Annotated in this window: 23 protein-coding genes; 14 read left to right on the plus strand and 9 right to left on the minus strand. The window is 41.9% G+C overall.

All coding sequences use genetic code 11. From position 1 onward, the window contains the following. Positions 1–46 precede the first annotated feature (46 nt). Both ACEZ3G_RS07935 and ACEZ3G_RS07940 read left to right on the plus strand, forming a co-directional pair. On the plus strand, positions 47–322 hold the full coding sequence (locus ACEZ3G_RS07935) for a SemiSWEET family sugar transporter (RefSeq protein ID WP_432424904.1): 276 nt from the start codon (positions 47–49) through the stop codon (positions 320–322). 115 nt (positions 323–437) lie between these two features. After that, the gene (locus tag ACEZ3G_RS07940; protein WP_432424905.1) at positions 438–1,136 is read left to right on the plus strand and encodes a zinc metallopeptidase; all 699 of its coding nucleotides are present in this window, start codon (positions 438–440) and stop codon (positions 1,134–1,136) included. Between the two features lie 70 nt (positions 1,137–1,206). On the opposite strand, the gene ACEZ3G_RS07945 is transcribed toward ACEZ3G_RS07940, so the two are convergent. Both ACEZ3G_RS07945 and ACEZ3G_RS07950 read right to left on the minus strand, forming a co-directional pair. Further along, complete coding sequence (locus tag ACEZ3G_RS07945; RefSeq protein WP_432424906.1) at positions 1,207–1,677, minus strand: Lrp/AsnC ligand binding domain-containing protein; 471 nt, start codon at positions 1,675–1,677, stop codon at positions 1,207–1,209. An 85-nt stretch (positions 1,678–1,762) separates the two neighbouring features. Next, on the minus strand, positions 1,763–3,139 hold the full coding sequence (locus ACEZ3G_RS07950; protein ID WP_432425164.1) for a saccharopine dehydrogenase family protein: 1,377 nt from the start codon (positions 3,137–3,139) through the stop codon (positions 1,763–1,765). An 80-nt stretch (positions 3,140–3,219) separates the two neighbouring features. Here ACEZ3G_RS07950 and ACEZ3G_RS07955 point away from each other — a divergent pair, with 80 nt between their 5' ends. Both ACEZ3G_RS07955 and pckA read left to right on the plus strand, forming a co-directional pair. Next, complete coding sequence (locus ACEZ3G_RS07955) at positions 3,220–3,606, plus strand: DUF423 domain-containing protein (protein WP_432424907.1); 387 nt, start codon at positions 3,220–3,222, stop codon at positions 3,604–3,606. Positions 3,607–3,674: 68 nt separating this feature from the next. Then, complete coding sequence (gene pckA, locus ACEZ3G_RS07960; protein WP_432424908.1) at positions 3,675–5,291, plus strand: phosphoenolpyruvate carboxykinase (ATP); 1,617 nt, start codon at positions 3,675–3,677, stop codon at positions 5,289–5,291. A gap of 105 nt (positions 5,292–5,396) precedes the next feature. Here pckA and ACEZ3G_RS07965 read toward each other — a convergent pair whose 3' ends face one another. The 3 genes from ACEZ3G_RS07965 to ACEZ3G_RS07975 are packed head-to-tail and all read right to left on the minus strand — an operon-like array spanning position 5,397 to position 8,474. After that, complete coding sequence (locus ACEZ3G_RS07965) at positions 5,397–6,143, minus strand: uroporphyrinogen-III synthase (RefSeq protein ID WP_432424909.1); 747 nt, start codon at positions 6,141–6,143, stop codon at positions 5,397–5,399. Positions 6,144–6,153: 10 nt separating this feature from the next. Further along, positions 6,154–6,807 carry a DUF4271 domain-containing protein gene (locus ACEZ3G_RS07970; protein ID WP_432424910.1) on the minus strand — a complete coding sequence of 218 codons (654 nt, stop codon included), beginning with the start codon at positions 6,805–6,807 and terminating at the stop codon, positions 6,154–6,156. Then, entirely contained in the window at positions 6,795–8,474 is a 1,680-nt protein-coding gene (locus ACEZ3G_RS07975; RefSeq protein WP_432424911.1) for an ArnT family glycosyltransferase, read from the minus strand. The genes ACEZ3G_RS07970 and ACEZ3G_RS07975 overlap by 13 nt, the downstream gene beginning before the upstream one ends. 187 nt (positions 8,475–8,661) lie before the next feature. On the opposite strand from ACEZ3G_RS07975, the gene ACEZ3G_RS07980 reads away from it, so the two are divergent. From ACEZ3G_RS07980 to ACEZ3G_RS07990, 3 genes are read left to right on the plus strand one after another with little or no spacing between them, the layout of a single operon-like run. After that, positions 8,662–9,390 carry a polyprenol monophosphomannose synthase gene (locus ACEZ3G_RS07980; protein WP_432424912.1) on the plus strand — a complete coding sequence of 243 codons (729 nt, stop codon included), beginning with the start codon at positions 8,662–8,664 and terminating at the stop codon, positions 9,388–9,390. A gap of 2 nt (positions 9,391–9,392) precedes the next feature. Further along, entirely contained in the window at positions 9,393–10,727 is a 1,335-nt protein-coding gene (locus ACEZ3G_RS07985) for a dihydroorotase (RefSeq protein WP_432424913.1), read from the plus strand. Then, positions 10,724–11,158, plus strand: coding sequence for a DUF4296 domain-containing protein (locus ACEZ3G_RS07990; RefSeq protein ID WP_432424914.1), 435 nt, complete (start codon positions 10,724–10,726; stop codon positions 11,156–11,158). Before ACEZ3G_RS07985 ends, ACEZ3G_RS07990 begins: the two co-directional genes overlap by 4 nt. Here the strand turns inward: ACEZ3G_RS07990 and ACEZ3G_RS07995 are convergent. After that, positions 11,139–12,146, minus strand: a complete 1,008-nt coding sequence (locus tag ACEZ3G_RS07995) for an NAD-dependent epimerase/dehydratase family protein (protein WP_432424915.1) — start codon at positions 12,144–12,146, stop codon at positions 11,139–11,141. The two genes, ACEZ3G_RS07990 and ACEZ3G_RS07995, sit on opposite strands and share 20 nt — an antisense overlap. Before the next feature lie 103 nt (positions 12,147–12,249). Between ACEZ3G_RS07995 and tyrS the strand changes: the two genes are divergently transcribed. Together tyrS and ACEZ3G_RS08005 are read left to right on the plus strand one after the other, a co-directional pair. Then, positions 12,250–13,545: a tyrosine--tRNA ligase gene (gene tyrS, locus ACEZ3G_RS08000; RefSeq protein ID WP_432425165.1), complete on the plus strand. Its 1,296-nt coding sequence runs from the start codon at positions 12,250–12,252 to the stop codon at positions 13,543–13,545. A 12-nt stretch (positions 13,546–13,557) separates the two neighbouring features. Next, on the plus strand, positions 13,558–14,211 hold the full coding sequence (locus ACEZ3G_RS08005; protein WP_432424916.1) for a hypothetical protein: 654 nt from the start codon (positions 13,558–13,560) through the stop codon (positions 14,209–14,211). Here the strand turns inward: ACEZ3G_RS08005 and ACEZ3G_RS08010 are convergent, their stop codons facing one another. From ACEZ3G_RS08010 to ACEZ3G_RS08020, 3 genes are all read right to left on the minus strand, one after another. Next, complete coding sequence (locus ACEZ3G_RS08010; RefSeq protein WP_432424917.1) at positions 14,212–15,189, minus strand: LuxE/PaaK family acyltransferase; 978 nt, start codon at positions 15,187–15,189, stop codon at positions 14,212–14,214. Positions 15,190–15,276: 87 nt separating this feature from the next. Then, positions 15,277–15,600: a T9SS type A sorting domain-containing protein gene (locus ACEZ3G_RS08015; RefSeq protein WP_432424918.1), complete on the minus strand. Its 324-nt coding sequence runs from the start codon at positions 15,598–15,600 to the stop codon at positions 15,277–15,279. 176 nt (positions 15,601–15,776) lie between these two features. Next, positions 15,777–16,085 carry a T9SS type A sorting domain-containing protein gene (locus ACEZ3G_RS08020; RefSeq protein WP_432424919.1) on the minus strand — a complete coding sequence of 103 codons (309 nt, stop codon included), beginning with the start codon at positions 16,083–16,085 and terminating at the stop codon, positions 15,777–15,779. Positions 16,086–16,381: 296 nt separating this feature from the next. Between ACEZ3G_RS08020 and ACEZ3G_RS08025 the strand changes: the two genes are divergently transcribed. From ACEZ3G_RS08025 to ACEZ3G_RS08045, 5 genes are all read left to right on the plus strand, one after another. Beyond that, the gene (locus ACEZ3G_RS08025; protein ID WP_432424920.1) at positions 16,382–17,068 is read left to right on the plus strand and encodes a response regulator transcription factor; all 687 of its coding nucleotides are present in this window, start codon (positions 16,382–16,384) and stop codon (positions 17,066–17,068) included. Between the two features lie 253 nt (positions 17,069–17,321). Beyond that, positions 17,322–18,278, plus strand: coding sequence for a sensor histidine kinase (locus tag ACEZ3G_RS08030; protein WP_432424921.1), 957 nt, complete (start codon positions 17,322–17,324; stop codon positions 18,276–18,278). A 57-nt stretch (positions 18,279–18,335) separates the two neighbouring features. After that, a complete protein-coding gene (trmB, locus tag ACEZ3G_RS08035) occupies positions 18,336–19,007 on the plus strand; it encodes a tRNA (guanosine(46)-N7)-methyltransferase TrmB (RefSeq protein ID WP_432424922.1) in 672 nt (223 codons plus the stop codon). A 3-nt stretch (positions 19,008–19,010) separates the two neighbouring features. After that, positions 19,011–19,640, plus strand: a complete 630-nt coding sequence (locus ACEZ3G_RS08040; protein ID WP_432424923.1) for a LysE family transporter — start codon at positions 19,011–19,013, stop codon at positions 19,638–19,640. After that, positions 19,637–19,975 carry an MGMT family protein gene (locus ACEZ3G_RS08045; protein ID WP_432424924.1) on the plus strand — a complete coding sequence of 113 codons (339 nt, stop codon included), beginning with the start codon at positions 19,637–19,639 and terminating at the stop codon, positions 19,973–19,975. The genes ACEZ3G_RS08040 and ACEZ3G_RS08045 overlap by 4 nt, the downstream gene beginning before the upstream one ends. Positions 19,976–19,999: the final 24 nt, after the last annotated feature.

Genomic DNA, 19,999 nt, shown 5'->3' on the forward strand with positions numbered 1-19,999 from the left:
TGAGCGTCACTTTGAACCCTTATGTTTCGAAACGGGCAAGCAATAAATGAAAACCAATAAACCGACCATGGGCAACATTGAAATATTAGGTTTGGTGGCCGCTGCGATCACCACCTCGGGATTTGTTCCGCAAGTCTACAAAATCTGGAAAGAAAAATCCACCCACGATATTTCCTTGAACATGTACCTGCTCTTAACCTTGGGGTTGACGCTATGGCTTATCTATGGAATCAATATCGAAAGTTGGCCCGTAATTTTGGCCAATGGCATAACCTTGATACTTGTATTGGGTATTGTGGCACTAAAGATCAAATACAAGTAAACGACATTTTGTCGCCCTCCAGTATTTGGCGAGGTTTTTGTTTTAATGGTATGGATTCCGAACCTAAAAAAAAGGAATCTTTATTATATTTAATAAAATTTAAATCGAACATACTATGGGAATGGGATATTGGATATTAATCGGGGGTATTGGCTTGATCAGTATGCTGGTAAGCGGCAGACTGAAAAGCAAGTTTGCCCAGTACTCGAAAGTGCACCTTCAAAATGGAATGAGCGGTGCTGAGGTCGCTGAAAAAATGTTGGCCGATCACGGCATTCGTGATGTCAAGGTTGTTTCTACTCCGGGCATGCTTTCAGATCATTACAACCCGAAGAACAAGACCGTAAATCTAAGTGAAGGGGTCTATAATCAACGCAATGCGGCGGCGGCGGCGGTCGCTGCGCATGAATGTGGGCATGCCGTGCAACATGCACAGGCCTATGAATGGTTGACCATGCGCTCGAAATTGGTTCCGGTGGTCAGTGTGACATCGGGCATGTCGATGTGGGTGGTTTTCGGCGGATTGATGCTGGGTGCCGCCGCCGGGGTAGGTCTTGGTTACTGGATCGCAGTTGTCGGATTGGGCATGATGGCTCTCGCCACCCTGTTCAGTTTTGTTACCCTGCCGGTGGAATATGATGCGAGCAATCGCGCCCTGGCATGGTTGAAAGCGAAGAACATCGTTACCCAACAAGAATACAAAGGTTCCGAGGATGCCTTGAAATGGGCGGCCCGCACCTATTTGGTCGCTGCCATTGGTTCGTTGGCGACCCTGATTTATTTTGGACTTCAGGTATTCGGAGGAAGGGATTAAGAGCAAAGCTCGGTAAATTCAAAAGATAGTAACCCGTAAGGCTCAAACAAGGTTTTGCGGGTTTTATACATTAAATCGTAATCTGCCGGTCGATTTGCTGCGCCAGCGAAATGAAAGTCTCGGTTCTCGATACCCCTTCGATTTGTTGTATTTCTTTATTGAGTACCTGCATCAGATGTTCGTTGTCACGACAGAGCACCTTTATCAAGATCGACCAGTTTCCCGTAGTATAATGGCATTCCAAAACTTCGGGAATCTTTTCAAGTTGCTTTACCGCAATGGGGTTGCTCATGGCCTTATCCAAATAAATGCCGATATACGCCATCGTGGTATAGCCCATAATCTTTGGGTTGATAATGAACTTAGACCCTGCCAGCAGACCCGAAGCTTCTAGTTTTCGAAGGCGTTGATGAATGGCCGCGCCTGAAATACCAATGTTCCGGGCGATTTCAAGTACCGGTTTGCGGGCATCATCCATCAAAAATCTTAGAATCTTTTTGTCGATACCGTCAATTTTTACTTTTTCGTTATCTGATTTCATGATTATGGTTTCATTCTATCGGTTAAAATAATCAATTATCAGACAAACCTATTTTGATTTAGGGCAAATAGCGATTTTTGATAAGCTATTTATCGGAAATGGAATCAGGATTATACCCCAAGTAGGGTACGTTATATTCTTTAAAGACTACACCGTAGGCTTCCAACTCCTTAAGGATGGGTTCGTAGATTTCCTTGGAAATAGGGATTTGCACACCTGGGCGGGTTATTTTTTTGTTCAATATGAGCAGGGTGGCAATGGCGACCGGTAGTCCGACGGTCTTGGCCATCGCCGTATGGGACCGGTCTTCTCCGATGACCGCCATATTGGCGTCTATTTGATAATTGCGGCCATTGAGTTGGTATCCGAATTTGTGGTACATCACGATCATGTCTTTGTCGTCATTGTCGAGAGTCCAACTATCTTCGAGCACATATTGTAACATTTGCGCGGGGGTCGCTTTCTTTAACGGTATTGTTTTCTTGGCATCAAAAAGATTGAGTTCGAGCAATTTTTCCCACCTGATATCATCTTGGTCGATTTTCAGATAGTGACGGGTCTTCAATTCTACCGAATCTGTTGGCGAATAAGGCAAAAAAAGGTTCACGAATTCACGGTACGACATCCCTTCGGAATTTTCGATGACATAGCTGTCATCGGTCATGCCCAGCTGTACGAACATGTTCCAGGCTTTTGAAAAACCGACACGGCGCATGGTGCCCCTGTAAAGGGTCAAGACATCCTGCAGGCCGTAGGCCTCGCGATAATCAAGAGAATCACGATTGGCATATCCTTCGAAACGACCGTATCCTTCAATGTCAAAAAACTCGGTACGGCGAAAAAGCCTATGGTAAGGAATGTATTTGTAGGTACCCTCTTGAAGAAACTTTGCCGCCCCGCCCTGCCCCGCGAGTACCACGTTGCGCGGATTCCATGTGAACTTATAGTTCCAAAGATTGTTGTCAGATTCGGGAGCTACCAGTCCGCCGGTAAAAGATTCGAACAAGAGCATTTTGCCGCCTTTGGCACGAATTCGGTCGATGACCTGCATGGCGCTCATATGGTCGATACCGGGATCTAGCCCGATCTCGTTCATGAAAATCAATCCTTTTGCTTGGGCATGCGCATTTAATTCCTTGATCTCTTTACTTACATAAGAGGCCGTCACAAGATGCTTTTCCAAGGCAATGCAGTCCTTGGCAACCTCAATATGAAACCTTGCCGGAAGCATTGAAACCACGATGTCAGCAATTTGTATGTTTTTTTTACGGTCTTCTTCATTGAAAATATCCAACTTGAGAACGGTACATGCCGAATGTTCTTGAATATGCATCGGTATCGTACTGGGGTCGATATCGCCAATGGTCAGATGCAGATTTTCGTTCCCGGCTTTTTCTATAAAATAATCGAGCAGGTACGAAGTGGATTTTCCAGCGCCTAATACAAGTATTTTCCGCATTATTGCTTATTGGTTAACTTTGATATAACGAAGGGCTAAGGTATCAAATTGTTACATTTATAAAAAAAAGAACTTTTCAAGTTATGAACAAAACAATATTTTTGACCGCCGTCATTATGGGCGTTTTGGCAATAGGATTGGGTGCTTTCGGTGCCCATGGGCTTGAAAAATTGGTCGATGCCGATTCCGTAGCGACATTCGAGACCGGAGTAATGTATCAGATGTACCATGCCCTTTTCTTGCTGATCCTGGCCGGTTTTGTAAAAATATCAGAAAGAAGTAAAAAGTTGGTGTTCTACCTAATAATGACAGGTGTATTGTTCTTTTCTTTTTCGATTTATCTATTGGCGACCAACAGTCTCACCACTTTTGATTTCAAGACGATAGGTTTCATTACCCCGATCGGTGGATTACTGCTCATTTTGGGTTGGATTGTCTTGGGCTATCGTGGTTTCCGGAATTTCAACTAATAAATTCGCAAAGTTATAGACCATAAATTTATTTTATGATAATTTTGCGTACTTAAAAACCCATCTGAATGAATATATCGGAAAATTCTGCCTCAACCATTTCTCTGAAAGAATATGGAATCGAACACGATAATGTACATTATCAATTATCCCCAAGAAAGTTGCATGATATAACCTTGGAAAAAGCAATGGGAAATGAGGCTTCTTCAGGAGCTTTGGCGATAAATACCGGTGAGTTTACCGGAAGATCGCCGATGGACCGATTCATCGTAAAAGATGGAGTTACTACAGATGAGGTTTGGTGGGGCGACATCAATATACCTTTTGAACCCGAAAAATTCGATCGGCTCTATGATAAGGTCATCGCGTATCTGAACGATAAAGAGTTGTTCGTTCGCGATTGTTATGCGTGTGCTGACCATAATTACCGTATGGATATTCGTGTTATCAACGAATACCCCTGGTCGAACCAATTCGCCTATAATATGTTCATCAGGCCCACCCTCGAAGAGTTAAAACATTTTGAACCTGAGTGGACGGTCATCAATGCTCCCGGTTTTAAGGCCGATGCTTCGGTCGATGGCACGAGACAGCACAATTTCGCCATTTTGAATTTTACGCGAAAGATTGCCCTGATAGGTGGTACGGGCTATACCGGAGAAATCAAAAAAGGTATTTTTTCCGCCTTGAATTTTATACTTCCCGTTCAAAAGAACACCCTGCCCATGCATTGTTCCGCCAATGTTGGAACAAATGGTGATACGGCCATTTTTTTCGGACTTTCTGGAACAGGTAAAACCACTTTGTCGACCGATGCCAACCGTAAGTTGATCGGCGATGACGAGCACGGTTGGAACAATGAAAATGCCGTTTTCAATTTTGAGGGGGGTTGTTATGCCAAGGTCATCAATCTATCCGAAGAAAATGAGCCTGAAATTTTCGGGGCGATAAAAAAGGGGGCAATACTCGAAAATGTCATAATGGATGAGGCCGGGAATGTCGATTTTGCCGATACCTCGATTACTCAGAATACAAGGGTGAGTTACCCTATTTATCATATACCTAATGTTCAAAGGCCTTCCATTGGTAAGAACCCAAAGAACATTTTCTTTTTGACGGCCGATGCCTTTGGGGTATTGCCCCCGATTTCTAAGTTGACACCGAGCCAAGCGGCCTATCATTTCATTTCGGGGTATACAGCGAAAGTTGCCGGAACGGAAGCGGGAGTTGTAGAGCCCGTACCCTCGTTTTCGGCGTGTTTTGGAGCACCCTTTATGCCATTGCATCCGGCGAAATATGCCGAAATGTTAAGTAAGAAAATGACGAACGCAGGGGTAAACGTGTGGCTGGTGAACACAGGTTGGACTGGCGGACCCTACGGAGTGGGTACAAGGATGAAATTGAAATATACGCGGGCCATGATCAACGCGGTCCTTAATGGTGATCTAGGGTTATATTCTTACGATGCATACCACATTCATTCGGTTTTCGGGGTAGCGCAGCCAAGGGAATGCCCTGGCGTACCAACCGACGTACTTAGCCCGAGAACAACATGGAACGATGATGAGGCTTACTATAGAACCGCCTTTAAATTGTCAAATGCCTTTCGGGAGAATTTCAAGAAATTCGAGGCCTTTGCCAGCGAGGAAATCAGAAGGGGAGGCCCTCAAAGATATGCCTACTAAAAACTAGGCTGACCAAAAGGTGGCTGCAAATGTCTTATTGACCTTGTCGGAATAATTTAAATTGTTGAAAATCAAAAACGGTTTCGACAGGCTAAACAAGAATACTTATTTCTTATTCGCTTCAGTGATATATTTTTGAAGCGCCATGGTCATCGAGGGTGTTTCAGGTGTCGGGGCCTTGATATCGATACGTAGGCCGGCGTCGGTGGCCGCATTTACCGTAGAGTTTCCGAATACTGCGATTCGCGTATCGTTTTGTTCAAAATCAGGAAAGTTCTTCAATAAAGATTCGATTCCTGATGGACTAAAGAAAACCAGTACATCGTAATATACATCACGAAGATCAGATAAGTCACTGATCACGGTCTTGTAAAAGATTCCCCTTGTCCAATCGATTCCGATTTTGTCCAATGTTTCTGGCACTATGCTTTTTAGGGAGTCTGAAGAGGGTAAAAGAAATTTTTCGTCTTTGTATTTCTTAAAGAGTGCGGCCAAATCGGCAAAATTCATCTTGCCTACATATATTTTTCGTTTGCGGTAGACTACATATTTCTGAAGGTAGTACGCAACCGCCTCAGATTGGCAAAAGTATTTCATCGAGTCGGGCACCTTGAAGCGCATTTCTTCGGCTATTCTAAAGTAATGGTCAACCGCATTTCTACTGGTAAGTATGACGGCGGTGTAATTCTTAAGGTCTATTTTTTGCTGACGAACCGATTTGGCATCGACCCCCTCAACGTGTATAAAAGGGCGGAAATCTACCTTGACCTTGGCCTTATCGATTAGTTTCGAATAAGGGGAGTTCTCCATCTTCGGTTCCGGTTGAGATACCAAAATCGTTTTTACTTTCATACACCTTGTATTATTTAAGATAGCTTCCTAGAATGATCAGTGGCGCAATTTCAAGAGCGCAAAGGTACAAAATAAAATAGAAAAAGTTATTTGAGATCAATTTTTGATGATTCCTCAGTAGGGTGATCCAGCCGATTCCATTAACAAAAAAAATAAGCGCCAAAGCTACATAAATCACAAGTTTTGAGTCTTTTAACAAGTAGGCAAGTATAACGTTTGCCAAGAACATAATGAAGCCGCTGTGATTTAGGTAAGAGCTTTTCTTGAAAATGATCTCACTTATGGCCCTGTTCGTCCCAAAAATAAATCCGTTGGCAAATTGAAGTAAGACCTTGACCCCGATGAAGCCGATCATACCTGCCAAAATCATTAAAAAAACTGCGGCATCGATCTGTTGTGATGGTTCAGAGAAGGCTTTCCATATAAAAAAAACAAAAAGTGAAAAATTAATGATCAAAAAGATACTGAAGAAAATGTGGAACCAATTGACCAACTTCTCTTTTTTGTTGTACATGAAGATATACTTGTTGTTAAAGGGCAGAATCGCGAAGTTCAAGAAACGATTGTAAAAAATACCCTTTGCTATTACGACGAACAAGAGACTGCCAAAAATCAGTATGGTAATCCAATCGATGTTTTCGGTAGTTCTTATTATTGGTTCCATTGTTCTATCTTGATGTTGGTTCCATTAAGTCCGTATGGAAGGTCGTTCTCCGAGATGCCTAATCTAAAATATTTGGGGTCTTCCATATCAGTTCTTGGAAGACTAAACGTAAAATTCGTTGTATCATTGGCTTTTAAGACCGAAATTTTTTGTTCGGGCTTTAAGTCATTGATGGGTTGCGTATCCCTGACTTCTTTGTAGGCATTAAGATAGGCCACGCCGAATTTCAATTTATCAAGCGCAATGTCGATAGTATAAGGATTATAGACTTTTAGGCTCAAGTTATTATTAATAAGGTCGTCAAGTTCCGATTCGTCGACGATGCATTCTAATTTTCTGTACGACGCGAAATCATCGATAAACTTTGCATAGAATATGTCGCCATTGGTTCTTTTATATGAAATATCCCGCTCGGGAATATAAGGGGAGATGTACAGTACTTTTTTGTGTTGCACCCTAAATTCAGAGCTATCGATAGAATACTGATTTTTGCGATAGTTCATATTGTTCAGTGAATAGGATGGGTGACCCGAGTAGAACTCGTACATCGGTGCGAAGCGATATGAATTTTCAAACACGACCGGATTGTCATTCGCGATCGCCACCACTTTTTTTACCCAATCTTTATTGCCATGGGTTTCATAATAAATAGGAAATAACGGCTCATAGATCAACCCGATCCGTAAGATGGCAATGACGATAATATTCACAAGACCCATTCTAAAAACCCATTTTCGGGTCTGTTCATCCTTCAGCAAATAGTTAAATGTCAAAATTGCCAAGGGAATTGAGATAACTATAATCCATTGTGTTTGTACCCTGCGGTTGAAGCTCGAAATAAAAAAGAAAACAATAAATCCGTAGGTCAAATAAAGAAGGGCCTTTGTAAAGAGGTCCGAGGCCTTTGTCCTTAAAAGTGACCTATAGATCCAAGGGAAGGTAAGACCGAAGATCGCCACAAGGTTCAAAAAGAACCCCAAGGTATATTTATTGAAATTGTAGGCGGCATTAGGTCTATCGAAAAGATGGTATTTGACCGACACAAAATCGTTTTCGTACAACCAGATAAAATGTGGCAAATAACTAAGTAGGGCTACAATTACGGCCATCCAGGCATATTTGTTGGTCAACAATTTCAAGTTTGAAAGCAACACAAAAACAATGACCAATACCGCGTGGTATTTGCTATACATCAATGCCGACATGGTTAGGCCCAAAACTAGGGCCTTTACAAAGGTGTTCTTATCAAGAAAGTTCTTGTAAGCCAATAGAAAAAGGGCCGTAAAGAACAATAGGGGTGTGTCTGGCAATGTCAAGAAGCCATAGGCGTTCAATAATGTCATGGATAAGGCCAGCACAAAAAAATCAATGATATGACCTTTCTTTTTTTCGTCATCGATCATTGCCCAGATGACAATCAGCGTTCCGATCGATAACAGGCAACTTACAAAGCGTACGCCCAGTTCACCATCGAAAAAGAAGCTACTCAATTTGATCATTAAGGCGACCATTGGAGGGTGGTCGAAATAACCCCAAGACATTTCTTGGGCATAAAACCAATAATAGGCCTCATCAAAAATAAGTTCGGTGAAATGGGCTTGAAGAAGATTGATAATGAATATACCACAAATAAAAAATAAAAAAAGTCTGGGGCGGTTTTGTGGCATTCGGTTCGATATCTATGTTAAAGAAATGGTACGATTTACCAAACTTCTATTATTTCATTAAGCTAGATAAGCACCCAAAATTACGAATTATAAGGATTATGCAACCTTTTAAAAAAATGATAAATGGCGAAATGTCGGTTATGTTGCGCTTTTAAAATACTATTTTTGCCCGTATACCGTGAAGTCAATGTCTGAACGACTAGTTATTATTCCCACCTATAACGAGATCGAAAACATCGAGGCCATTATTCAGGCGGTGTTCGACCTTTCGACCGATTTCGACGTTTTGATTGTAGACGATAACTCGCCAGACGGTACTTCGGCAGCGGTAATCGGGTTGCAAAAGAAGTATTCCCAAAGACTTTTTCTCGAGACCCGGCAAGGAAAGTCAGGCCTTGGAACAGCGTATATCCACGGCTTTAAGTGGGCCATTGCCCGTAAGTATGACTATATCTTTGAGATGGATGCCGACTTTTCACATGACCCGACAGATTTGCCACGTTTGTACAGGGCATGTCTCAACGGGGCCGATGTTGCGATTGGTTCCCGTTATAAGAAGGGGGTCAATGTCGTTGATTGGCCTTTATATCGTATCTTATTGTCTTATGGCGCTTCTTTTTATGTGAAGATGATAACCGGTATGCGCGTACACGATCCAACGGCCGGCTTTGTGTGTTACAAACGTCATGTGCTTGAAAATATAAAGCTAGATTCCATTAGGTTCATAGGCTATGCTTTTCAGATTGAAATGAAGTTCAGGGCGTATCTGTTGGGGTATAAAATCGAGGAGATATCCATTATTTTCAAGGATCGTATCAAGGGGAAATCAAAAATGAGTTCTTCAATAGTGAATGAAGCTATTATTGGTGTCTTGAAAATGAAAATACGAAGCATGTTCACGAAAGAGAGGTTTTAGCAATGGATAGAATATTGATAAAAAACGCACGAATTGTCAACGAGAACAGGGTTTTCGAGAGCGATGTGTTGTTGCAGGACAAAATTATTTCAAGAATAGATCGTGACATCAGCGACGACAAGGCAGAGCATATTGATTTAAAAGGAAACCTTTTGATTCCGGGAATTATAGATGATCAAGTGCATTTCAGGGAACCCGGACTTACCCATAAAGGTAATATTGCCTCCGAGAGCAGGGCGGCCATAGCCGGTGGGATCACATCGTTTATGGAGCAGCCGAACACTGTTCCGCAGACCATTACCATAGAAAAGTTGGAAGAAAAGTTCGCTTTGGCCAACACATCTTCTTATGCCAATTATTCATTTTTGTTCGGGGGTACGAACGACAATCTTGAAGAAATAAAACGCTTGGACAAAAAGGCCTGTTCGGGTATAAAACTGTTTTTAGGATCCTCGACGGGCAATATGTTGGTCGACGACGAGGCCGTTATCGAAAAGATTTTCTTGAATACCGAAATGGTGATTTCCGCCCATTGTGAAGACGAGGAAACCATTAGAAATAACTTGGCACTATACAAGGCGCGTTACGGAGATGACATTCCGGTGAAATACCATCCGCTGATACGAAGTGAAGAGGCTTGTTATCTTTCTTCTTCAAAAGCGATTGCACTGGCAAAAAAGACAGGTGCGAGATTTCACGTCTTTCACGTCTCAACAGGCAAGGAAACCGATTTGTTCAGAAATGACATTCCTTTGGAACAGAAGAAGATTACCGCCGAGGTGTGTATTCACCATTTGTGGTTTTCAGAGGAAGATTATGATACCAAAGGAACCCTGATCAAGTGGAATCCGGCCGTGAAAACCGCCCAAGATCGCTCACAATTGTGGGAAGCACTTCTAGACGACCGTATCGACGTGATTGCGACCGATCATGCACCCCATACCCTTAACGAAAAGAACAATGTCTATACAAAGGCACCCTCAGGAGGTCCTTTGGTGCAACATGCCTTGGTGGCGATGCTCGATAAGTATCATGAAGGGGTACTTTCATTGGAAAAGATAGTCGAAAAAATGTGCCATAACCCGGCAATACTCTTCGAGGTTGAAAAACGCGGGTTCATCAGGGAGGGGTATTTTGCCGATTTGGTGGCCGCTGACCTATCAAGTAATTGGAGTGTTGCCAAGGAAAATATTGCCTATAAGTGTGGATGGTCACCTTTTGAAGGGCATTCTTTTAAATCTAAAGTATCACATACTTTTGTAAATGGGCATTTGGCCTACAAAAATGGCGATATTTCTTCGAAGAGAAATGCCATGCGCCTAACTTTTGACAGATGAGTGTAAAGAAAGGTTTATTCATAACCGTAGTTTTGACAATATGCGCTTGCGGAGAGAAACTCATGGAAAAACCCGAGGGTCTCATTCCCAAGGAAAAAATGGTGGCAGTATTGGCCGACATGGCCATTGTCAATTCGGCCAAGGGTACCAATATCGGTTTTTTTAGGGATTATGATATTGAACCTACCATGTTCGTTTTTGAAAAGCATGGTATCGATAGTGTTCTGTTCGTGACAAGTGATAGATACTATGCCTCATTGCCCGTTGAGTATGAGGCGATTTATACCGAAGTGGAACTGTTGTTGACCAATTGGGAAAATGAGCTCAAAGAGACAAAGAAACTGGGTGATAGTCTTCGAAGAATTGAATTGGAGTCAAAGCAAAAACTAAAGGATTCGACGCTGCAAAAAGTCAACGATTCTCTTCCTTGAATTTTGCACAGCAAAACTCTATAACGGGTTCCAAAGGCTCGAACTCAAAATCCAAACTTTTTTTTATTTTTTCGTTGGTATAATCGTCACGTTGATACAATGATTTGATCGAGTTTTTTGTGATCCGCCTTTCGCGAGAGGTAAGAAGATTGGCCAGATAATCGAAATATCTTCCGATTTGCAATTGCCAGTGCTTCAGTTCTTTATGCGGAGGCCGCTTGCCCAAATTTTTACAGATCAAGGTCAGTATTGTTTTAAAGCTAATGTTATTCGCCACTACAATGTATCGTTCGTTCTGTATTTTAGAGTCAGTCAAGCGTATCATAAGTTCCACAACATCGTTGATGCTCACAAAACCTGTTCCGCCTGGCGGATAATATGGATAACCTTTATTGGCCGTCGTAAAAAATTCTCCGCTCCCATGGTTCCAAAAACCCGGGCCAAGAATTACACCGGGGTTTACGATTACCACAGGTAGCCCCTCTTGAGCGCCACGCCAAACTTCCATTTCGGCGTCATATTTTGTAAGGGCATAGACGTTGACGTTCCTTTCGACCCAATCGTTTTCCTCAGAAGCGGGTTGGTTGTCGGTGCTCTTGCCAATGGCCCCGATTGTACTGACGTAGCATAGTTTTTTTATTTTTTCCGACAGACAAAGATTGACGATATTGGCCGTGCCCTCGGTATTTATTTTTTGGAGTACGGGGTATTTTTTTGGATCAAAAGATATCAAGGCAGCGGTGTGGTACACCTGATCAATGTTTTCAAAAGCTGCTTCTAGGGCCGTAATGTCGCTCAAATCCGCGCTGACCCAATGAATCTTTTCGAACAAATCGAATGCATTATCGGCATAGTACGAAAATATTTTACGAACACGGTTTAAATCACTATTGTCACGATGGATCGCACGTACTGAGACCCCTTTTTGAAGTAGCCGAAGTAGAAGATGTGAACCTACCAAACCCGTTCCGCCAGTGACCAAGACCATGCTGTAAATTTAGCGATTCGCAACGGATTTAATCCATGCGGCCCCAAATCAAAACATGCAAATTACTTTATATTTGCAGCTATCGAACTTTTTTAAAGAAAAAATGGCCTTGAACTTTGTCGAAGAATTAAGATGGCGTGGAATGTTGCACGATGTCATGCCCGGTACCGAAGAACATCTGATGAACGAAATGCAGTCGGCCTATGTTGGCATTGACCCGACCGCCGACTCGTTACATATTGGGCATCTGGTGGGTGTAATGATGTTGCGCCATTTTCAGTTGGCAGGCCACAAGCCATACGCTTTGGTTGGTGGGGCAACGGGAATGATAGGTGATCCTTCGGGCAAATCCTCGGAGCGTAATCTTTTGGACGAAACAACATTGAAACATAACCAGGAAGCCCTAAAAGACCAGCTTTCTAGATTTCTTGATTTTGAAAGCGATATGGATAATGCCGCCGTTCTCGTCAATAATTATGATTGGATGAAAGATTTTTCATTCCTTGATTTTATCCGTGATGTGGGCAAACATATCACGGTCAACTATATGATGGCGAAAGATTCGGTAAAAAAGCGATTGACGTCCGACGCAAAGGAAGGCATGTCATTTACCGAATTTACCTATCAACTGGTGCAGGGGTACGATTTTTTACATTTGTACCAAAACTATGGTTGCACCCTACAAATGGGGGGGAGCGATCAGTGGGGAAACATTACTACCGGAACCGAACTTATTCGAAGAATAGGTGGCGGAAAGGGTTACGCCATGACCTGTCCGTTGATTACCAAGGCCGACGGCACAAAATTCGGGAAAACCGAAGGCGGCAATATCTGGTTGGATGCCAAAAGGACCTCTCCCTATAGATTCTATCAATATTGGCTGAATACCTCAGATGAGGATGCTGCAAAGTATATCAAGATCTTTACCTTCTTATCAAAACAGGAAATCGAGAACCTGATAGAAGAGCATCGAGAAGCGCCACATATGCGAGCACTTCAAAAACGATTGGCCGTGGAGATAACGGTAATGGTCCACTCGCAGGAAGATTTGGACAATGCCCTGATGGCCAGCGATATACTTTTTGGTAAATCGACTTCAAATGATCTGAAAAAATTGGACGAGAAAACATTTCTCGATGTGTTCGAAGGTGTTCCCCAAGCTGAGATATCTAAAACCGATTTTCAGAACGGGATCGATATGATCGCTGCCCTTTCGGCCAAGACGGGTTTTTTGGCATCGAACGGTGAAGCAAGAAGGGAACTCAAGCAAAATTCCATTTCGGTCAATAAAGAGAAGGTAAAAGAGGACTATACAATTACCGATGCTGATTTGATAAATGATAAGTATATACTCTTACAACGGGGCAAGAAAAATTATTTCGTTCTCTTGGTTAACTAGTGATAAAAGTTTATGGAGGTTTATAGGCCAAATGTCGTGGCGGAGCTCGAAACATTTTATGGCGATCTTCTAACGAATTTTGGAAGTTATTCTACGATCAAAGACCATCTCGCCGATTTGTCGGCAAGGATGTGGGAAGGGATTCAGGACGGAAATAATGCGGTTTTCAAAGAAATAAGCAATTACCACTGGTCGCACTTAGGAAAAAGCACTGAAAACCTGATTGTCTTGAATCTCGATGAAAATGACTGTAAAAAAACGATTGCCAATGAGTACGGGTTTCGGCGATGGACCGAAGTAGAGCATGTGAACAGACCTTATAACATAGCTTTCGAAAACACGGTCAATGCCATGCTGGAAGGTGATTTTTCAACATTGAAGAGCAACATTTCCAAAACAAAAGAGCTTGTCAATACAAAATCGCTTTATGGGCATCGGGCAACACTTTTGCATTATGCCGCGACGAACGGGGTCGAAATTTGGAGACAAAAAGTGCCGATGAACCTTCCGGAAATTGTGCGTTATTTGATAGAAAATGGAGCCAATAAAAAGGCCAAAATGAAAGTCTATGGAGGCGAGTACACGGCCGCTGAATTGCTGCCTTCAAGTGCGCATCCTTACGATGCCGGGCTTATGAACGAGTTAAAGACGGCATTTGATCATTGATCAAAGTGCCATCAAATTGCACCCTCGAATGTCGGAATGATCAAATCTTCCCAATACCTCAAAACTACCATCTTCATGAACTTTACCAAGATCTTGGGTTGCAATAAATGAACATGAATTGAGATTGGCCAGGTCGGTTATGTTGATTCCCCCGGTTTTGCCGGTAATCGGATCGGCAAGGGGGTCTTCGGTATCGCGAACCTGGATCTTCATCCATGGGGGTGTCCAAAAAACCCCATTTCCTTTCGAATAGGCCTGAGAAAGTAGTTCGGTCATTCCGTATTCAGAATGTATGGCATCAACGCCGAAGCCTTTTTTGAGCAAAGTGTGCAGTTCTTCACGGATCAATTCTTTACGACGGCCCTTCATACCACCGGTTTCCATGATAATGGTATTCTTTAACCTGAAATCATGTTTTTCGATCAAATCCAGAAGTGCGAAAGTGACACCGACCAACAAAATTTTGTTTCCTTTGGCATCCAAGATCCGCAATTTATCGGCTAAACCGGGTAGGTCGTTTAAATAAAAGCCACTTTCAGGATTTTTACTTTTCTTGATCAAGTCATCCATCATATAGATCAATGAGGAGCCTCTGCGGTCAAGGTATGATGGTAAAAGGGCCAAAATGCAGAACTCTGAAACCGCGCCATAAAATATCTCGAAGCTCTTAAGATAGCTCGTCTCGTACAATTTGAGGTCGTTCACATAATGTTTACTCGTTTGGTTACCTGTCGTACCGCTACTTGTAAACATAATTTCATGGTCGACATTGTCGACAATGACTTTTTTTGATTTGAAAAATTCAATCGGTAAAAAAGGGATATCTGCAAAATGCCTGACGTTATCCGTATTTTTGTTTAAATACCTGCAGAACTCGCGATATACTGGGTTTGTCTCAATTTGAAATCGAAAAATGGAAAGTGCCTCGGTTTCAAACTCGCTTTGTGTTTTTATCGAGAAGATTTTATGAGCTTCCATCAGACCCAAAGTTAGTCATTGCCAACGTGATGAAAAAAGCCTTTTCTGTTGGTGGTAAGGAAGAATTCGGATTTTATAATAGCAGACTTATTTTACGACCAATTTTCGTGTAACCGTTTTTTTACGCTGCACCACGCGAACGACATATACGCCCGGTACCAATCTTGAAATGTTCAAGGTATTGCCATCTACTCTTTCGGTCAAGACAACCTCACCGAAAACATCATAAACTGCTATGTCTTTGGGGCCTATTTCATGGCCGATCATATAGACTTGATCATCATAGACGGGATTCGGGTACAATTTGAACGCCAATGTCTCTTCAGATTGTCGCTTCTGAAAATCAAGGGGTTCTTGTGCGGATAGCGCGTAGGTAAGCACTAAAAATAGTGCGGTGTAGAGTATTCGCATAGGTATTGATTTGGGATCAACAGGTTAAAGATAGTTAAAGGCTATACCAGCAACGATAAAATGTTGTGAAATTCGACTAAATGTATGTAAACGGAAAATCGAATGACCGTTCATCGATATTTGGAGCGAGTCATCGAGGTACGACTGCCAATGCCAAAAACAAAATGAGTAAATAGTTACTTGATTATTAACTTTCTAGTGGCAACCTTATCCTTTTCGAAAACCCGTAATACATAAACACCGGCATCGAGATCCGAAACATTGAGTTCAGAACCTAAAATAGTTGTCTGAAGTACTTGTGTGCCCAAAACATCGAAGATAAAGACCTTCTTGGGTGCATCTGCCCTTGTTTGAATATAAACCTTACCTGTAGTAACAGGATTTGGATAAAGCTTGAACCCGTCAATATCACCGTTGGGCTTTGAATCTTGTCCATAGCCTATGGTAACGAAAAGCAAGAAAATTAGAAGGTAAAAGTGCTTCATACAGTAGGTTGAGCAAAAAATATACCACAAATATAATAATTCTACATCCTGATTGGCTTCGCTATCAAAGTAATATGGCAATTATTCGATGAAATGCACAACTTTTTCAGTCGTCTTATCATTATTCATAAAAAAAAGACATCCTGCAAAGTATGATCGCTTCTATTTGGTAAACCAGTACGAACTACTTAGACAGGATAATGTTATGTAATTGTTATCATATTAAATCAACGTTAAGTGCGTTCTGTCTAATAGTATTATCTTTAAATTTGAAGGTTGATCAACTATAATTAGCCATGAAAAAGAGTGATATTCGAATACTTTTGGTAGATGATGAACCTGACATTTTAGAAATAGTCAAGTACAATTTGTCTTCTGAAGGGTACGAGGTTTTTACCGCGAAGAACGGAGTCGAAGGTGTCGCCAAGGCCAAAAAGAAAAAGCCCCATCTGATTATTTTAGATGTTATGATGCCCGAGATGGATGGTATTGAGGCCTGTGAGATAATACGAGGCACGACCGGTCTTGAAAATACCATTATTACCTTTCTTACCGCACGGGGAGAAGACTACTCCCAAGTGGCTGGTTTTGATGCCGGAGCGGATGACTATATTACCAAGCCCATTAAACCTAAGGTTTTGATAAGTAAGGTAAAGGCACTATTAAGAAGGTTGAAGGAGAATACGGTGCAACACGAAGATATTGTCAAAGTAGGCAACATTGTTATTAACCGTGAAGAATACAAAATAGTGAATAACGGCCAAGAAATGGTGCTTCCTAGAAAAGAATTTGAGCTTTTGGCCTTATTGACCTCAAAACCGAGCAAAGTCTTTAAAAGAGAGGTAATTCTTGATCGGGTATGGGGCAACGAGGTGGTCGTCGGAGGCCGAACCATAGATGTGCATATTCGAAAATTGCGTGAAAAGATCGGCGACGAGCACTTTAAGACTGTCAAGGGGGTGGGTTATAAATTTGTTTTATGATGCTTTCAATTTTTTGAATTGAACCCTAAATCATTACGCCTATGTCTGGATACCGTTTTTTAAGGGTGGCCATGAACCCTGTTCCCTTTCTTTAGTGGCCAAAAAATCAAAATGATTAACTTTCGCCAAAATGCGGTTAAGTTAAGATAAGCCAATGCCTTCGCGCCATAAAAAATCATATCGATTCGCTTTTCGCTCTGCGATTTTTATAACCCTGATTCTTTCGCTTTTAGTGTTTGCCGTAGCTTACCATATGGGCAATATCGATACGTATTGGATTGCGATAGTGCTGTTCGCCGTTGCAGTTTTCATAGTGTCCTTTATTGTTTTGCAGATTAGGGTAGAGAAGTTTATTTATAAAAGGATTAAAAAAATATATGATGACGTAACCCTTCTTGAATCCACTTCGCTGACATCGGGCCCGATTACTACCGATATGAAGACCCTTACCGAGGAAATAGAAAAATTTGCGAAAGACAAAAAGATAGAAATAGATACACTCAAGATCCGCGAAGAATATCGAAAAGATTTTCTTGGCAATGTTTCCCATGAACTGAAGACCCCGCTTTTTACCGTTCAAGGATATATAGAAACACTCTTGAACGGAGCAATGGAAGACAAGGCCATTCGAAAAAAATATTTGCAGAGGGCGGCCAAGGGGGTAGATCGGTTAATTTATATTATCAAGGATCTAGATTTGATAACAAAACTTGAAGTTGGCGACCTGAATCTCGAAAAAGAAAATTTCGATATCGTTGAATTGATAGAAAATGTCTTTGACCTATTAGAGATGAAGGCCTCGAAGAAGAAGATATCGCTCACTTTTGATATGGCCTATCCGAACCCTATATATGTCAGGGCAGATAAGGAAAAAATACAGCAAGTGTTGACTAACCTTATCGTAAACTCCATAAAATATGGGCATAAAAATGGTACAACCGAGGTAAGTGTCGAAAATTTGATACATAACAAAGTGATCGTCAGGGTTACCGACAATGGTGAGGGCATTCCTGAACAACATATTCCGCGACTTTTCGAACGGTTCTACAGGGTCGACAAAAGTGGTAGTAGAAGTGAGGGCGGGTCTGGTCTGGGCCTGGCCATTGTAAAGCACATTATTGAAAGACATAATGAAAAAATCTATGTTGAAAGTGAACTGGGCATAGGGTCTGAATTTTCTTTTACAATGGAGAAATCAAAAAACAGGTAGAACTGAACAAGGCCGCCCGCAAACAAGATTTCCTTAGCTTTGTACCAAAATTTTTTTGTGGGAAGCAAGAACAAGCTAAAACGGTTCAAAGAGAACGAATCTTTTCAAAATGTTATACAGCCCAGACGGTCAGATATCGAATCTGGTGCGTCGGGCCTGAAGGGAAATTGGGCAAAGTATTTTAAGAACGATAAGCCTATCGTTCTTGAATTGGGCTGTGGCAAAGGCGAATACACCATCGGATTGGCAAGATCAAACCCTTACAGAAATTATATTGGGGTCGATATTAAGGGGGCACGGCTATGGCGGGGCGCGAAAACTGCGCATGAAGAAAAACTTGCCAATGTTGCCTTTCTTCGAACGCAGATAGAACTGATCGACCAACTTTTCGATAAAAATGAGGTTTCTGAAATCTGGATAACCTTTCCCGACCCCCAGATCAAATACAAGAGAACCAAACATCGAATGACCAATGCCGGTTTTTTGGAAAAATACCGAAAAATCTTAAAACCCAACGGACTCATACATCTGAAGACCGATAGTGAATTCATGCACGGATATACTTTGGGATTACTCCATGGGCTTGGACTCGAAGTGGTCTATGCGAATCATGACGTCTACAAAAATGAAGGAAGCCCCAAAGAAGTGCTCGACATACAGACATTCTACGAAAAACAGTATCTTGAAAAGGGAAAACCCATTACATACATCCAATTCAGGATTAACTGATATATGGAACATTTATTGATCCTATTCTTTGCCACTTTTTCGGCGGCCTTTATGGCTACGGTCCCACCGGGGTTGTTGAACATGAACGCGGCCAAGATCAGTGTGGATAAAGGAAAACTGAACGGTGTCGTTTTCAGTCTTGGGGTTTCGTCGATGATCATGATCCAATCGACCATAGCGGTCTACATCTCAAAATTCTTGTACAAAAATCCGGAGGTAATCGATTGGCTGTTGAAGATTGCTCTGGGCGTGTTCGCTTTCTTTGCGATATACTTTTTTGTGGCCGCGAAAAAGAACAGGGTCAAATCGCCCAAAAAAGTAGCGGTAAGCAAAAGGAACAGTTTTTACAAAGGGTTTCTGTTGGCGGCGGTAAACTTATTGACAATTCCTTATTACAGTGGGTTGAACGCCATGTGGAACGCTTCCGGGTGGATTAAGTTCGAGGCCACCGATATTCTTACCTTTATTCTGGCGGCTGGCCTGGGAACCTTTTCGGTGCTTTATCTTTACGTGTTTTATTTCAATAAATTGGAAACCAAAACGAATCGTTTTTCAAAGAACAGTAATTATATTTTAAGTGCTTTGATGGTGCTGCTGCTTGTCATTACCATTATTCGAATATTTTACAAATGAAAAACACCGATAACAAAAACTTTTTTGAAAAAGTATACAATGTGGCAAAATTGATTCCCTATGGTCGGGTTACTTCGTACGGGGCCATCGCCAAATATTTGGGAACCGCCCGAAGCGCCAGAATGGTGGGTTGGGCAATGAACGGTGCCGGTAATATGGAAGAGATACCTGCCCATCGTGTTGTCAATAGAGTTGGCCTTTTGACGGGCAAACACCATTTTGACGGTTCTAATTTGATGCAACAATTATTGGAGAGTGAGGGTTTAAAGGTCGTTGACAATCAAATAGTCGATTTTGAAAAATACTTTTGGGATCCCTTTAAAGAGCTTGGCTAAAATCGATTTTAAACTTTTAAAACC

Origin of the sequence: Meishania litoralis, assembly GCF_042611095.1 — a bacterium.
In the GTDB taxonomy this organism is placed as follows: Bacteria; Bacteroidota; Bacteroidia; order Flavobacteriales; family Flavobacteriaceae; genus Meishania; species Meishania litoralis.

Coding starts and splice junctions, on each gene's coding strand:
- ACEZ3G_RS07985 (WP_432424913.1), top strand. CDS start 9,393: ATGGATAGAATATTGATAAAAAACGCACGAATTGTCAACGAGAACAGG.
- ACEZ3G_RS07945 (WP_432424906.1), bottom strand. CDS start 1,677: ATGAAATCAGATAACGAAAAAGTAAAAATTGACGGTATCGACAAAAAG.
- ACEZ3G_RS07995 (WP_432424915.1), bottom strand. CDS start 12,146: ATGGTCTTGGTCACTGGCGGAACGGGTTTGGTAGGTTCACATCTTCTA.
- ACEZ3G_RS08020 (WP_432424919.1), bottom strand. CDS start 16,085: ATGAAGCACTTTTACCTTCTAATTTTCTTGCTTTTCGTTACCATAGGC.
- pckA (WP_432424908.1), top strand. CDS start 3,675: ATGAATATATCGGAAAATTCTGCCTCAACCATTTCTCTGAAAGAATAT.
- ACEZ3G_RS07935 (WP_432424904.1), top strand. CDS start 47: ATGAAAACCAATAAACCGACCATGGGCAACATTGAAATATTAGGTTTG.
- tyrS (WP_432425165.1), top strand. CDS start 12,250: ATGGCCTTGAACTTTGTCGAAGAATTAAGATGGCGTGGAATGTTGCAC.
- ACEZ3G_RS07980 (WP_432424912.1), top strand. CDS start 8,662: ATGTCTGAACGACTAGTTATTATTCCCACCTATAACGAGATCGAAAAC.
- ACEZ3G_RS08025 (WP_432424920.1), top strand. CDS start 16,382: ATGAAAAAGAGTGATATTCGAATACTTTTGGTAGATGATGAACCTGAC.
- ACEZ3G_RS07970 (WP_432424910.1), bottom strand. CDS start 6,807: ATGGAACCAATAATAAGAACTACCGAAAACATCGATTGGATTACCATA.
- ACEZ3G_RS08040 (WP_432424923.1), top strand. CDS start 19,011: ATGGAACATTTATTGATCCTATTCTTTGCCACTTTTTCGGCGGCCTTT.
- ACEZ3G_RS07975 (WP_432424911.1), bottom strand. CDS start 8,474: ATGCCACAAAACCGCCCCAGACTTTTTTTATTTTTTATTTGTGGTATA.
- ACEZ3G_RS08015 (WP_432424918.1), bottom strand. CDS start 15,600: ATGCGAATACTCTACACCGCACTATTTTTAGTGCTTACCTACGCGCTA.
- ACEZ3G_RS08010 (WP_432424917.1), bottom strand. CDS start 15,189: ATGGAAGCTCATAAAATCTTCTCGATAAAAACACAAAGCGAGTTTGAA.
- ACEZ3G_RS08045 (WP_432424924.1), top strand. CDS start 19,637: ATGAAAAACACCGATAACAAAAACTTTTTTGAAAAAGTATACAATGTG.
- ACEZ3G_RS08030 (WP_432424921.1), top strand. CDS start 17,322: ATGGGCAATATCGATACGTATTGGATTGCGATAGTGCTGTTCGCCGTT.
- ACEZ3G_RS07955 (WP_432424907.1), top strand. CDS start 3,220: ATGAACAAAACAATATTTTTGACCGCCGTCATTATGGGCGTTTTGGCA.
- ACEZ3G_RS07940 (WP_432424905.1), top strand. CDS start 438: ATGGGAATGGGATATTGGATATTAATCGGGGGTATTGGCTTGATCAGT.
- ACEZ3G_RS07965 (WP_432424909.1), bottom strand. CDS start 6,143: ATGAAAGTAAAAACGATTTTGGTATCTCAACCGGAACCGAAGATGGAG.
- ACEZ3G_RS07990 (WP_432424914.1), top strand. CDS start 10,724: ATGAGTGTAAAGAAAGGTTTATTCATAACCGTAGTTTTGACAATATGC.
- ACEZ3G_RS08005 (WP_432424916.1), top strand. CDS start 13,558: ATGGAGGTTTATAGGCCAAATGTCGTGGCGGAGCTCGAAACATTTTAT.